This window comes from Nakamurella panacisegetis, assembly GCF_900104535.1.
Lineage (GTDB): Bacteria > Actinomycetota > Actinomycetes > Mycobacteriales > Nakamurellaceae > Nakamurella > Nakamurella panacisegetis.
Map to the genome: position 1 here is coordinate 3,893,601 of NZ_LT629710.1, position 13,691 is coordinate 3,907,291.

Annotated in this window: 11 protein-coding genes, 1 tRNA gene and 2 pseudogenes; 7 read left to right on the top strand and 7 right to left on the bottom strand. The window is 66.3% G+C overall.

Annotation, left to right across the window (positions count from 1 at the left end):
- The first annotated feature begins 416 nt into the window (after window positions 1–416).
- A complete protein-coding gene (locus tag BLS97_RS17565; RefSeq protein WP_090478339.1) occupies window positions 417–599 on the top strand; it encodes a hypothetical protein in 183 nt (60 codons plus the stop codon).
- Here BLS97_RS17565 and BLS97_RS17570 read toward each other — a convergent pair.
- Both BLS97_RS17570 and BLS97_RS23000 read right to left on the bottom strand, forming a co-directional pair.
- The gene (locus tag BLS97_RS17570; protein WP_090478342.1) at window positions 585–1,448 is read right to left on the bottom strand and encodes a DUF72 domain-containing protein; all 864 of its coding nucleotides are present in this window, start codon (window positions 1,446–1,448) and stop codon (window positions 585–587) included. The genes BLS97_RS17565 and BLS97_RS17570 overlap by 15 nt on opposite strands.
- A gap of 4 nt (window positions 1,449–1,452) precedes the next feature.
- A complete protein-coding gene (locus tag BLS97_RS23000; protein WP_157695496.1) occupies window positions 1,453–1,614 on the bottom strand; it encodes a hypothetical protein in 162 nt (53 codons plus the stop codon).
- A 311-nt stretch (window positions 1,615–1,925) separates the two neighbouring features.
- Here BLS97_RS23000 and BLS97_RS17575 point away from each other — a divergent pair.
- A pseudogene (locus BLS97_RS17575) lies at window positions 1,926–3,278 on the top strand (ISL3 family transposase).
- Here BLS97_RS17575 and BLS97_RS17580 read toward each other — a convergent pair.
- The 4 genes from BLS97_RS17580 to BLS97_RS17595 all read right to left on the bottom strand — a co-directional run bounded on the left by BLS97_RS17580 (window position 3,264) and on the right by BLS97_RS17595 (window position 6,581).
- Complete coding sequence (locus tag BLS97_RS17580; RefSeq protein WP_090478345.1) at window positions 3,264–4,088, bottom strand: GAF and ANTAR domain-containing protein; 825 nt, start codon at window positions 4,086–4,088, stop codon at window positions 3,264–3,266. The pseudogene BLS97_RS17575 and the gene BLS97_RS17580 sit on opposite strands and share 15 nt — an antisense overlap.
- A 660-nt stretch (window positions 4,089–4,748) precedes the next feature.
- Window positions 4,749–5,519 carry a GAF domain-containing protein gene (locus tag BLS97_RS17585; RefSeq protein WP_157695497.1) on the bottom strand — a complete coding sequence of 257 codons (771 nt, stop codon included), beginning with the start codon at window positions 5,517–5,519 and terminating at the stop codon, window positions 4,749–4,751.
- A gap of 448 nt (window positions 5,520–5,967) precedes the next feature.
- Window positions 5,968–6,267 (bottom strand): hypothetical protein, encoded by a 300-nt coding sequence (locus BLS97_RS17590; RefSeq protein WP_157695498.1) that lies wholly within the window; start codon window positions 6,265–6,267, stop codon window positions 5,968–5,970.
- Window positions 6,267–6,581 carry a TetR/AcrR family transcriptional regulator gene (locus BLS97_RS17595; protein WP_090478356.1) on the bottom strand — a complete coding sequence of 105 codons (315 nt, stop codon included), beginning with the start codon at window positions 6,579–6,581 and terminating at the stop codon, window positions 6,267–6,269. The genes BLS97_RS17590 and BLS97_RS17595 overlap by 1 nt, the downstream gene beginning before the upstream one ends.
- Window positions 6,582–6,899: 318 nt before the next feature.
- Between BLS97_RS17595 and BLS97_RS24265 the strand changes: the two are divergent.
- From BLS97_RS24265 to nrfD, 4 genes and pseudogenes are all read left to right on the top strand, one after another.
- Window positions 6,900–7,127: pseudogene (locus BLS97_RS24265) on the top strand (DJ-1/PfpI family protein); the annotation flags it as partial.
- Between the two features lie 80 nt (window positions 7,128–7,207).
- A complete protein-coding gene (fdh, locus tag BLS97_RS17610) occupies window positions 7,208–10,528 on the top strand; it encodes a formate dehydrogenase (protein WP_269457457.1) in 3,321 nt (1,106 codons plus the stop codon).
- Entirely contained in the window at window positions 10,525–11,424 is a 900-nt protein-coding gene (locus tag BLS97_RS17615; protein WP_090478370.1) for a 4Fe-4S dicluster domain-containing protein, read from the top strand. Before fdh ends, BLS97_RS17615 begins: the two co-directional genes overlap by 4 nt.
- A complete protein-coding gene (gene nrfD, locus BLS97_RS17620) occupies window positions 11,421–12,470 on the top strand; it encodes an NrfD/PsrC family molybdoenzyme membrane anchor subunit (RefSeq protein WP_231988168.1) in 1,050 nt (349 codons plus the stop codon). Before BLS97_RS17615 ends, nrfD begins: the two co-directional genes overlap by 4 nt.
- A gap of 9 nt (window positions 12,471–12,479) precedes the next feature.
- Here nrfD and selD read toward each other — a convergent pair whose 3' ends face one another.
- A complete protein-coding gene (gene selD, locus BLS97_RS17625; protein WP_090478373.1) occupies window positions 12,480–13,487 on the bottom strand; it encodes a selenide, water dikinase SelD in 1,008 nt (335 codons plus the stop codon).
- A gap of 100 nt (window positions 13,488–13,587) precedes the next feature.
- Between selD and BLS97_RS17630 the strand changes: the two genes are divergently transcribed.
- Window positions 13,588–13,681 (top strand) — tRNA-Sec (locus tag BLS97_RS17630).
- The last annotated feature ends 10 nt before the right edge of the window (window positions 13,682–13,691 follow it).

A 13,691-nucleotide genomic window follows, 5' to 3' on the forward strand; every position in this document is an offset into this window, starting at 1 on the left:
CCTCATGGGGAAGCAACTGGACGGTCTCCAGGATGAGGCGGAGCTTGCAGCGTCGTGAGAGGTCCTGCCTGTGAGGGTGGGAGCCGCGGGAGCCGAGCCGCTGATTCCACGGCAACGGACTACGGATGCGGTGAGGACCCTGAATTTGCAGCCGCGGTGAACCCTCCGGCGCGCGGGGCAGGGAACGTTCAGATGGTGACGACGGGAACAGGAGGGATCCTCCCGGGCCTGGTGAGTTGCGCCGACTTCTCACCGGACATCGTGCGCTATAACCGGTTTGCGCCGGGAAGGGCGTTGGTGCCTGGTGGGCGTGGGAGGCAGCCGTAGTGGTGAGGTACCGGTACAGGACTCCGTCGCCGCCGACTGCGACAGGTGATCCCGTCGCAGCCGGAGGTCTGCTGGACTACGTTGAGAAGATGACTGAACCGAGTCCGTTGCAGATCACCGTACGAGGCGGGGAGCATGACGGGGAGCAGTTCGAACTGCCGGCCGACGAAGCCGGTGCCGGCGATACCGTGCCGTACCGCGATGCTCACTACCGCCTCATTCGTGGTGGTGGCGGTGAATGGATCGCCCGGGTCGTCTCAGGCGACGTCTGATGTCGACGGCAGGCTCTGAATGAGTCGTCGCGCGTCGAAAGCGGCATTGGATTCGAAGTCGTTGTCGAAGTAGACATAGTAGGTGCCCGAGCCACTGGCGCGGCCGATCCTCTCGGCCCATAGGCGGATTTCTTCGTCCGTATAGCGGCTGGAGTACAACTGCTGCGAACCGTGCAAGCGGATGTAAGAGAATTCGGCGGTCGACTGGTCGATCACCGGGAACCGACCGGCGCTGTCGGCTAGGACGATCGCGATCCCGAAACGCCGACACAGATCGTAGAACGACTCGACCTCGAACGACGGGTGCCGCACCTCGATGGCATGACGAAGTGCGGTATCCGGCCCCAGTAGATCGGGCGCCGCTCCCGGCTCCGCCTTGAAGCGCGAGATCACCCGCTCCTCGGCCTTGGCAGCCAACTCGACGGCCGCCCCGACATCGCCCGGAAGCAGTTCGAAGAACTCCTCCATCCGTTCGGCGTCGAACCGGAGCGCCGGCGGCAGCTGCCACAGGAACGGGCCGAGTCGCTCTCCCAACGCCAGTGGTCCGGACGCGAAGAAGTTGGCCAACGGAGGAGCGACGTCACGGAGTTTCTTGTTGTGCGTGATGAACTTTCCACCCTTGACGGCGAACACGAACCCGTCCGGAGTCTCCTGCCGCCATCGCCGATAACTGCTCGGCCGCTGGAGCGAGTAGAACGAACCGTTCAACTCCACCGTGTTGAAGTGCTCGGCCAGGTACGCCAGCTCGTTCTTCTGAGCCAGGCCCGGGGGATAGAAGTTGTTTCGCCAGTGCGGGTACCGCCATCCGGAGGTACCGATCCGAAACTCGGTAGGTCCACGTCGAACCACGATGTCACTGTCGTTCCGCGTCGGGGTCGGGCGCGAATTCGGCGCCGGCGGCCTGCGACGGGTCGACCATGTCGCTCCGACCCTGACCGTTCTCCTCGTCCTGGGTCGGATCAGCACCGGGCGAAACGGCCTGTGTCGGTTGTTCCGGCCGTGGTGTGCTGCTCATGACTTTCTCCTCGATCGGATCGTTGAGTCGGTGGGGTTCTGTGCTAGTACCCGGCGAGCCAACTTTCAGCCGTCGGCCGACCGCATCGACCACAGCGCCCACGCGATCAGTCCTGGTTGCCCGAGCCGCCGAAGCTCACCCTTGAGTTCGCTGTTTCGCCCAAGCTCGTCTCGATGCCCGGTGAAACTGCACGAGGTTGCCCGGGAACACGCTGCAGCGAAGGCTGCCGAAAAACACGCCGAGCTTTCGCTGCTCCCTGGGCAGGAAGATGACAGGCCGAGGCCAGCGCCAGCTCGAGAGCCCCGGACAGCATGGATCAGGGTAGTTCACTGCTTTTAGGAATCGAAGGATTGCAGGTCGTCGACGTCCGGTTGAACGCCGACGGCCGTCGGGTCGTGCGCTGTTGCACCAGCCCGGAGTTGGCCGGGTGGTGCCCGGCCTGCGGGGAGCAATCCACCTCACCGAAAGGGCTGGGTGACCACCCGACCCCGCGATGTCGTGGTCGGCTCCGATGTGCCGATCCTGTTGTGGCGCAAACGGAAGTGGCGTTGCAAGGTGTCCTGGTGTGAACGTAAGACGTTCACCGAATCGCTGTGGGCGATCCCCGCCCGGTCGCGGCTCACGGCCCGGCTCCGCCGACGGATCGGTGAGGCGATCGGTGATCACCAGCGGCCGGTGTCCGGCGTCGGCGGCGAGCACCAGGTGGCGTGGCCGATTGCCCACCGGGCGTTCATCGCCCTCGCCGAAGCCCTCGCCCCGGGCGACGCCGGGCCCCCTGCGGTGACCGTGCTGGGCATCGACGAGACCCGCCGCGGCAAGGGCCGCTATGAGGTGGACACCGACGCCGGGGTGAAGATGTGGGTGGATCGGTTCGACACCGGCCTGGTCGACATGAGCGGGTCCGGTGGACTGTTCGCGCAGATCAACGGCTGCAGCTCTCAGTCGGTGATCGACTGGATCGAAGAGCAGAGCGACGAATGGCGGGCCGGGATCACGCACGTCGCGATCGACACCTCGGCGACCTACGCGAAGGTGGTGCGAGAGGCACTGCCCCACGCGCTGGTCATCCTGGACCGCTTTCACCTGGTGGCGTTGGCGAACCGGGCGGTCACCGACTACCGGCGGGAACTGGCCTGGAGCCGCCGCGGCCGGCGAGGCCGCAAGATCGACCCCGAGTGGGCCCAACGCAACCGGCTGTTACGCGCCGGGGAGAACCTCACCGACTCGGAGCGGGTGAAGATGCACCAGGCGATGAAGGCCGCCGACCCGTCGGGCGGGTTGCGGAAGTGTTGGCAGGCAAAGGAACTGCCCCGGCATCTACTGAAGCTGGCCGGAACCGACCCCGACTGGGCGCCGCTCTGGCGGCGGCTCACCGACTTCCAAATGTTCGCCGCCGACAACATCGACATCCCGCAGATCAGCCGGCTCGCCCAGACCGTCGACGACTGGCGGTCCTCCATATCGAGGGGATCTTCACCGGCATCAGCAACGGCCGGGCCGAAGGCTACAACTGCATCGTCAAACACGTCGGCCGGACCGCTTTCGACTTCCGCAACCAGACCAACCACAAACGCCGGATACGATTCGCCTGCACCCGCGCATCACGCCGGGCGGCAACCAGGCTCAAGCCCGACGAGCAAAGACCCACTCTAGTCGCCGGGTAGTTCACTGGTGCTTGTCAGCTGCTCGCACAGGGCCCGGAGTTTGATGTTGTGGTTCTGGGAGAGCCGGATCAGGGTCTGGAAAGCTTGGGCACTGGTCAGTTTGTGCCGTTCCATGAGGATGCCTTTGGCTTGGCCGATGATGTCGCGGCTGTCGGCCTTGGCGTTGAGGTGCCGCACTTGGCGGACACCGGATAGGGCCAGGGTGGCGTGGGCGGCGAACACGGCGGCCAGCACTGCCGATTCGGAGTCGAATGCGTCGGGTTGGGTGGAGAGCAGGCTGAGCGAGCCGAACACTTCGTCCTGCACTGCCAGTGGGGTGCACAGGATGCTCCGTACTCCCCACTGCCGCGCCCCGGCGGTGAACGCCGGCCATCGGGTGTCGGTGTGGACGTCGCGGAGCACGATCTGTCCGGTTTGGGTGACCGCATCCAACGTCGGTCCTTCCCCGATCTCGTTCTGCAACTGAAGGATCAGGGCCGGCAGGTCACCATGGGCGGCCGGCGCCTCCAACTGTCCTGCCGCGGTGAGGACAACGACGGCCGCGTGCTGGGCACCGCCGATCGCGGAGACGGCCCCTTCGGCGATGACCGCCAATGCTTTGCCGTCGTCGTCGGTGCCGGCGCCTTGCCGTTTGATGGTCAACGCCAGTTCGGCCAGGGCCGCCCCGAACGCCCCGGGTGAGTCGGTCGGGTCGGCGCCGGCCGGTGTGCCTGGGGTCGGGAACGGACCGACCCAGTGGTGGGGGTAGCCGTCCATCTCCGACATCCGGCCGCGAGCGTTCGCCACCTCGACATCAACGGACTCCGCCACGTCTCACCGCTCCTCACGTTCAGCTCAAGTACATCCAGAACAGGTCCAGCATTGACATATCGACCTGTCGCACCGATTCGGCCCTGACTCCGCTTGGACCGGCCACCGGCTGGCGGACGTCACCGGCAGCACGGGGCGAGGATCGGCAGCTTCAGCGGCGGGCCTCCGCTGCCAAGACGGCGTGATCAGCAGCCTGGGCCGACAGTTGAGCAGTCATCATTGACTCCTTCGTCCAGATCCGAGGTGGACTTCTATGTGCGGTCCGACTTGACACCGACGGGTGTCGAGTCTGACAGATCTTACATCGTACGAGGCGGCTGGCGGTAGGTCGATCCGGCCGTCTTCGGCTGCACAAACTACGTAGCTGGGTGGTCAGCGGCAAGGTGTGCGGCGGCAGCGCGCGCCAGGGGGGTCACGCCGACGTTGGCCTGGTTACCCAGCCCGACCCCGGCCCGCCCACCCATCCCACCTTCACGACTCCCCGTTGCTGCAACGGCCCCGGCCATTGCTATGCCGCGACCACGCGGTCGACCAATTCGAAGAAGCGCTCGAAACGATGATCGAACGGCTCGCCACCCACGGCTGCCGCTGACCCGCAAGGATCGCCCTGCCACACGGCTCATGCGGGATCTCGGGAATGTGTCCCTTCTGGGCGATGGGTCAGTCAGGCGCCGGATTGTCGCTGATGACGTGCGCGGCCTGGTCGCTGACCGTGCGGCCCCAGTCCTGGGCGAGGTCAATCAGCACCTCCCGGGCCCAGTCGACCCCGAATCCGTAGGTCCGGGTGAGCACTTCGATAGCGCGCTCCACCTCGACCCAGTCGGCGACGGTGCGGCGCAGTACCTCATCGGCTGACGGGGCGGGATCGGAGTTCTGAAAATCAGTCAGGCCGCGGCCGGCGTACTCGGTCAGGACAATGAGCAGGTCAAGGTCAGGGGTGGGCACAAGGCTGCGGGAACTGTAGAGGTTCAACGCGCCGACGGAGCGGCCGTTGGCGAACAGCGGTAACGCCAAGATGGCCTGCACCCCGACCTGCCGGGCAACCTGAGCCAGCTGCGGCCACACCCGACTCAGCTCGGTGGCGGTCATGGCCACCGCCATGCCCGTGTGCGTCGCCCGCAGGCATGGACCGTCCTGCGCCTGGTATTGCCGCTCATCGACGATCAGCACTCGGGTGTCGGTGTGCGACGCGGTCATCGGCGGGCCGTCGAACTGGGCGGTGATGCCGGCCCAACCGACGTCCGGCAGCAGCCGCACCGCCTCCCGGCCGATCCGGCCCATCAGGTCCAGCAGCATGTCCGCATCGAGAGCCCGGCGGTGCAACGCGTGGACGAGGTGAGCCATCTCGAGTGGGTGGGCGGCCAGGGCGCGCATCAACGCCGCCGACTCGGGAGGAGACGCGGGTGGGGATGTGGCGTGGGTATTGGCCATGGCTGGCTTCTTCCAGTGGTGTCGCATCGTGACTGCCGACAGGTCGGAGACCGTTTGAGTACTGCGATGCAATCCCGGCCTAGCAGGGCACCAACCCCAACGTAGCCACCGCGGACAGCCTTACAGCGATATCCCCAGCAACCATTCTTCCACCCGGGCCGAAGGCGTCTGCCCAGCCCGATGGCGACGGCTGGAAGCAGCCGTCGGCTGCGCTGTTGAACCGACGACGGCCCCAGGAGCAACCAGCACAACGTAGGAGTACTCCCGGTCAGCCAATGCCCGCTTCGCCGACCAGCCACCCATGGCCAACCGGCGACCTGACCAGTGGCCGAACTGGCCCGGGCGATTGCATCGCGTATCCAGCGCAGGGCATGTCGGTGCGGCTTCCGCTGTCGCTCCGTACGGGACGGACCAGATCCGCGGCTACCGGTCGAAACCAGGTCCGGCGTTACGAGCTGAGAGTGAGCCCACCGATGAACGCCTGCAAACTGTCCCGCAGCGCCGTCTCGGCGCCGGCGGCGTCGACTGGTTCGCTGGGATGCCCGGGCAGCAGACCGTCAACGGCCAGCACGATCGCGCCGACGATGAGGGCGATCAGTCCGTGGCGGGCGCTGGCCCGCAGCGATGCGGGCAGCCCCGATCCGGCCAGGACCGTTTCGACCCGGCCGATGAGGATCAACGTGGATGGGTTTTCCTCCTCGACCGATACCCGCTCCACTTCCAGCGGCTGTTGTAACGCCGACGCCATCACCGGCACACCGCCGGGTTCCCCACCCCGGCGCGATAGGCCGCCAGGAGCATTGCCAGAAGCTGCTCCTCCCACGTCCGGTTCGGGTCCGGGTCAGGAAGGGCGGCGACGGTCCGGTCAGCCATCAACACCAGGAGGGCGGCATTGCTCGGCACGTAGTGGTACAGCGACATCGCCTGCACACCTAATTCAGTGGCCAATCGACGCATCGACAGACCGTTCACCCCTTCAGCGGCAGCGAGCCGGATCGCCGCATCCACGATCCGGTCCCGGGACAACCCTGGCCGGGTCGACGGGTTGATCGGCACGTTCACACCTGCTCCTCGAGGTCAGCATTCTGAACACATTGAACATCAACGCGCACAAGGTCCGATCCCAACGGCAAAAAGAGCGCGGTGCCAGGTAGCAAGAGATGCAGGTGGCCTGGTCCGGTGACCCACTTGTGCGGCGGCATCGACGGCGTCGCCTGCCGGCTGCAGATATCTGTTTGATTGACCGTGGTGGCGGGCGGTATCTGGCACGGTGTTGTCGGTAGAGCAGCCTGCCCGCAAATGCCATTCTCGTCGCCAACGCCGGCGTCAAGGAAGTGGACTGACCAGCCCGTCGAAGACGGTGAAAGCTGCTGGTGGAGAGCCGCGATCTGCCACGGCCCCTGGACTCTGGTGGAGGCGGGCGTGATGGTGGGCAAGGATCTGACCAGCTGGCCGAGCCTGCAGACCGACATCCGCAATGCCGGCGGCGAATGGCAGGACAGCCAGGTCGTCGACTGCCCGAAGGCCGGATTCACATCGATCACGAGCCGAAAGCCCGACGACCTGGACGCCTTCGACGCGGCCTTGGTGCAGACATTCGCCAAGTAATAACTGATCCGGTGGTCGTCCGGCGCGGCCTGGTTGCATAATGGTCAGACAGTCCTGACCGACGAAGGTGGTGATGACAGATGGACCTCAAGCGAACGTTCCTCTCGTGGCCCGTCGTCCGTCAGTTGACCGGCGCCGATGGGTCCGGGCGCGGGTCCGCCGTCACGTCGGAACACACCAGATCGCTTCAGCCACGGACGGATACCGCGGACCGCGTGGTCAAGAGCATCTGCCCGTACTGCGCGGTCGGCTGCGGTCAGCGGGTCTACGTCAAGGACGAGAAGGTCGTCCACATCGAAGGCGATCCCGACTCTCCCATCTCCCGGGGACGGTTGTGCCCGAAGGGCTCGGCCAGCGAACAGCTGGTCAACTCACCAGGTCGCCAGCAGAAGGTCCTCTATCGACGGCCGTTCGGCACGGAGTGGGAATCGCTGGACCTCGACGCGGCCATGCAAATGGTCGCCGATCGGGTGGCCGACACCAGGGCGCGGACCTGGCAGGACACGGACGATGAAGGCCGGCCGCTGCGTCGGACTCTCGGTATTGCCGGGCTGGGCGGTGCCACCCTGGACAACGAGGAGAACTACCTGATCAAGAAGATCTTCACGGCAATGGGTGCCGTGCAGATCGAGAACCAGGCCCGTATTTGACACAGCGCCACGGTTCCCAGTCTGGGAGCCTCTTTCGGCCGCGGCGGTGCCACCGGATTCCAGCAGGACCTGGCTAACGCGGATTGCATCGTCATCCAGGGTTCGAACATGGCCGAGTGCCATCCGGTCGGATTTCAGTGGGTGATGGAGGCCAAGGCCAAGGGCGCCACGGTGATTCATGTCGACCCTCGGTTCACTCGGACTTCGGCGGTGGCGGATCAGCATGTCCCGCTCCGGGCCGGCAGCGACATTGCCTTCCTCGGCGGCATCGTCAACTACATCCTGTCCACCGATTCCTACTTCAAGGAGTACGTGGTCGCCTACACGAACGCGGCGACGATCCTGCGTGACGACTTCGTCGATGTGGACGACCTGGACGGAGTGTTCTCCGGCTACGACCCGACCACCGGCACCTACGACACGGCATCCTGGCAGTACGAGGGGGCGGAGGTGACCTCGACGTCCAGTGGGGAAGAGGAGGATATCGAGAACTCCGGTGCGGCCACGGACGAACATTCGCAGACCGAGCGCGGGGCCGGCCATGAGATGGGTGGTCACGGCGCCAACCTCGAACACAGCCGGGTGCACCGGGACGAGACCCTGCAGAATCCGTTGACCGTGTTCCAGGTGCTCAAACGGCACTACTCCCGGTACACGCCGGAAATGGTGCAGGACGTGTGCGGTGTCTCGCCTGCTGACTTCCGCAAGGTGTGCGAGGCGGTCGTCCGCAACAGCGGTCGAGACAAGACCACGGCGTGGGTCTACTCGGTCGGTTGGACCCACCACTCGGTCGGCGTGCAATACATCCGGGGTGCGGCGATCATCCAACTGTTGCTGGGCAACATGGGCCGCCCGGGTGGTGGCATTCTCGCGCTGCGTGGACATGCAAGCATCCAGGGATCCACTGACATTCCGACATTGTTCAACCTGCTGCCGGGCTACCTGCCCATGCCGAAGGTTGGCGAGCACGAGAATTTAAGGGATTACTTGGCCACCATTTCCAGCCCGAAGCAGAAGGGCTTCTGGACGGCGGCCGACGCGTACACGGTCAGTTTGCTGAAGTCCTACTGGGGTGCCGCGGCGACGTCCGACAATGACTACTGCTTCGACTATCTGCCGCGGCTCACCGGCGATCACGGCACGTACCGGACGGTCATGGACATGCTGGATGACAAGGTCGAGGGCTACATGCTCCTCGGGCAGAACCCGGCCGTCGGATCGGCACACGGGAAGATGCAGCGGCTGGCCATGTCCCACCTGAAGTATCTGGTGGTCCGTGACCTCAACATGATCGAATCAGCCACGTTCTGGAAAGATTCACCCGAGATCGCCACCGGCGAACTCGTGACAAAAGACATCGGTACCGAGGTGTTCTTCTTCCCGGCCGCCTCGCACGTGGAGAAAGACGGTTCGTTCACCCAGACCCAACGGGTGCTGCAGTGGCACCACAAAGCCGTCGAGCCACCGGGCGACTGCCGCAGCGATCTGCATTTCTTCTATCACCTGGGTCGGATGCTCAAGGAAAAGGTGGCCAAATCGGAGTTGGATCGCGACAAGCCCCTGCAAGATCTGGTCTGGGACTACCCGGTGGACGACAAGGGTGAACCATCGGCGGATGCCGTGCTCCAGGAGATCAACGGCCGTCACCTGACCGGAGAGAAGAAAGGTGAGTTGCTGACCGCCTACACCGAGATGAAGGCCGACGGCTCGACGTCCGGCGGATGCTGGATCTACACCGGTGTGTACGCCGGCAGCGTCAACCAGGCCGCCCGCCGCAAGCCCGGGCAGCAGCAGTCGTGGGTCGCCCCGGACTGGGGCTGGGCCTGGCCGGCCAACCGTCGGGTGCTGTACAACCGGGCATCGGCCGATCCGGACGGCAAACCGTGGAGTGAGGCCAAGGCCCTGGTCTGGTGGGACGCCGAGAAGAAACGGTGGACCGGCCACGATGTGCCGGATTTCCCGCCCACCACGGCCCCCGATTACCGCCCGGAGCCGGGGACCGGAGGTCCCGAAGGGTTGTCCGGTGACGACCCCTTCGTCATGCAGGGCGACGGGAAGGCATGGCTCTTCGCGCCGACCGGACTGCTCGACGGGCCGCTGCCGTCGCACTACGAACCGCAGGAATCGCCGGTGAGTAATGCCTTCTACCGGCAGCAGGCCAACCCGACCCGACAGGTGTTCCGGCGCACCGACAACCTGCAGAATCCGTCGGGTCGAGCCGCCGGAGCCGAGGTCTTCCCCTACGTGTTCACCACTTATCGGCTGACGGAACATCACACGGCCGGGGGTATGAGTCGCTGGCTGCCCTACTTGTCGGAACTGCAGCCAGAGTTCTTCTGCGAGATCTCCCCGGCCCTGGCCCGGGAGCGCGGGCTCGAGCACATGGGCTGGGCGACCGTCGTCACCGCCCGGAGCGCGATCGAGGCCCGGGTGATGGTGACCGATCGAGTGGTGCCGTTACGGATAGGTGGGCATACGGTCCACCAGGTCGGTCTGCCGTATCACTGGGGTGTCGGCGGTGACGCCCTGGTCAGCGGCGATTCCGCCAATGATCTGTTCGGTGTGACTCTTGATCCGAACGTGCACATCCAGGAGAGCAAAGTGGCCTCGTGTGACATCCAGCCCGGACGGCGTCCTACTGGGCCGGCCCTGCTGAAGTTCGTGAAGAGCTACCAGAAGCGGGCCGGCATCACGGTCTACACCGGCAACGACCAGCGGACGCCGATGGGCGAACAGGATGGGACGTCATGACGATTTCGCTGCCGTATCCGGCGATCCGCTCGGGATGGGCCGATCCGCCGCCGCGCAAGGGATTCTTCACCGATACCTCGATCTGCATCGGGTGCAAGGCCTGCGAGGTGGCGTGCAAGGAGTGGAATGGCGTGCCCGAGGACGGCCTGGACCTGCTCGGGTCGTCGTACGACAACACCGGCGCGCTCGGCGCCAGCACGTGGCGCCACGTTGCGTTCATCGAGCAGTCGGCGCCGACCAAGCCGTCGGTGGACCTCGGCATGCCATCGTTCAACCTCCCCGGAGCCGAAGCTGATGCCCAGGAACGGACCGACTTTCGGTGGCTGATGTCCTCCGACGTCTGCAAACACTGCACCAACGCCGCGTGCCTTGATGTCTGTCCCACCGGATCGCTGTTCCGGACGGAGTTCGGCACGGTGGTGGTGCAGGAGGACATCTGCAACGGGTGCGGATACTGCGTCCCGGCCTGCCCGTTCGGCGTGATCGACCGGCGCATCGGGGAGAAGACGGAAAAAAACGTTGGTATCGCCCAGAAATGCACCCTGTGTTACGACCGCATCGGTGCAGGACAGACGCCCGCCTGTGCGCAGGCCTGCCCGACCGAGTCCATCCAGTTCGGCGATGTCGACGAGCTCCGCGAACGCGCGGCAGCGCGGGTGGCGGCGCTGCACGCCGACGGGGTGGCCGAGGCACGGCTGTACGGGGCGGACCCGGACGACGGGATCGGCGGCGCCGGCGCCATGTTCCTCCTGCTCGACGAGCCCGAGGTCTACGGACTGCCACCCGATCCGGTTGTCACGACCCGGGACCTGCCCGATATGTGGCGTCGGGCCGCGCTGGCCGCCGCGACCCTCCTGCTGGGTTCGGTCGGAGCATTCCTCGGGCGGCGGAGATGAGCAGCCCGCCGGACGACCTGACAGCGGCGCGGGCCGGGATCGGGGCCCGACGGGAGAACGGGAGCCGGCGCGACGGCAAAGGTCGGCGTCGTGGTGGGCGGGGCGGCGGCGAGCGAAAGATGGTGCCGGACGCCGTGTTCACGTCCTACTACGGCCGTCCGGTGGTCAAGGCGTCGCCCTGGGAGGCCGATATTCCGGCCTACCTGTTCCTCGGCGGGTTGGCCGCCGGATCGTCCCTGTTGGCCGCGGGGGCGGAGCTGACCGGTCTCGCTTCGCTGCGCCGCACTGGCCGGCTCGGCGCCACTGTCGGGATCGGTCTGAGCTTCGCGGCGTTGGTCCACGACCTCGGGCGCCCGGAGAGGTTCGTCAACATGCTGCGCGTCGCCAAGCACACGTCGCCGATGTCGGTCGGCACCTGGATCCTCACCGGGTACGGCCCACTCGCCGGACTGGCCGGGGCGGCCGAGATCGCCGCGATGTTCACCGGTGTGCCCGCGCCACTGCGTCGTGTGTTGACCGCGGCGGCCCGCCCGGCCGGCTGGGCGGCCGGTCTGGCCGCCCCGGCCGTTGCCTCCTACACCGCGGTGCTTCTGTCCGACACGGCTACCCCGAGTTGGCACGAGGCCCACCGCGAGCTTCCTTTCGTCTTCGTTGGTTCGGCCGCCGCCGCGTCGGGCGGACTGGGTCTGATCGGGGCCACGCTGGCCGATGCCGGGCCGGCGCGGCGTCTTGCCGTCGGAGGGGCAGTACTGGAGTTGCTGGCCGAGCACTTGATGGAGCCGTCGATGGGACTGGCCGCGGAGCCACTCCACCGTGGCACCGCGGGACGTCTGATGCGCACTTCAAAAACGTTGACCGTGGTCGGTGCGGTTGCGGCCGCGGTCGGCCATCGGAACCGCGTCGTGTCGGCGTTGGCGGGGCTGTCCTTGCTGGCCGGGTCGGCCTGCACCCGTTTCGGAATCTTTCACGCCGGTCAAGAATCGGCTCGCGATCCGAAGTACACCGTTGTGCCGCAACGGGAACGACTCGACGCCCGAGAAAGCTGACCTCGGCGGTCAGCACACCCGAACGGTGAACTCCTCGGACGCCACGAACTCGCCAATCACCGGCGCCCCCGGGATTTCCCCGGCGATCAGCAGGCCGCCGCTGGTCTGTGCATCGGCCAGGAGCAACAACTCGTCCTCGCCGACCGTGCTGGTCAGATGAGGGAGGACCCAACCCAGATTGCGGCGGGTGCCTCCGCTGACGAACCCGTCGCGGACGGCGGCGCTCGCCCCATCCAGGTACGGAACGGCGCCGGAGTTGATGACGGCCGAGACTCCGGACGCCCGGGCCATCTTGAACAGATGGCCAAGGAGACCGAACCCGGTGACGTCGGTCGCCGCGGTCACGCCGGCATCGACGGCTGCCTGTGATGACCGATCGTTGAGGGCGACCATCGATGCGACGGCCTGCGGAAACACCTCTCCAGTCGACTTGTGCCGATTGTTCAGCACTCCGACCCCTAGCGGTTTGGTCAGACTGATCGGCGTCCCGGCGCGGGCGGCATCGTTGCGCAGCAGCCGATTCGGGTCGACGATGCCGGTGACCGCCATGCCGTAGAGCGGCTCCGGGCTGTCGATGCTGTGGCCGCCGCCGACGTGGCAGGCGGCCCCCTTGGCTACGTCCAACCCACCGCGCAGCACCTCGTGCAACAACTCTGTCGGGAGCAACGAGCGCGGCCAACCGACCAGGTTGACCGCGACCACGGGTCGGCCGCCCATCGCGTAGACGTCGGAAAGGGCATTCGCCGCGGCGATGCGGCCCCAGTCGTAGGGATCGTCGACGACCGGCGTGAAGAAGTCCGCGGTGTGCACGATGGCAGTCCGGTCGTCCAACCGCACCACGGCCGCGTCGTCACCATCGTCGAGGCCGACCAGCAAGTCAGGGGAGCCGACGCCGGTCAGCCCGCGGACGATCTCCTCCAGCTCCCCAGGTGGGATCTTGCACGCGCAGCCACCGCCGCTGGCGTACTGGGTCAAGCGGATCCGGGAAGAAGCCGGCAGGGTCGATCGGGCGGTCATGACCGAAAGGTACCCATGTCCGGCCGGATCAGTCGGACGGCTCCTTCCGCGGCAAGGCCCAAGGGTGTTTTTCCATCCGGTGAAGGTTACGGTGAGCGGCGGAGGCGTAAAGGCGTCTGGTGGCCCTCCCGGTCTTCAAAACCGGTGGAGCCGAGTATCTCGGTTCGGCGGGTTCGATTCCCGTCCGCCTCCGCACATCGTTCG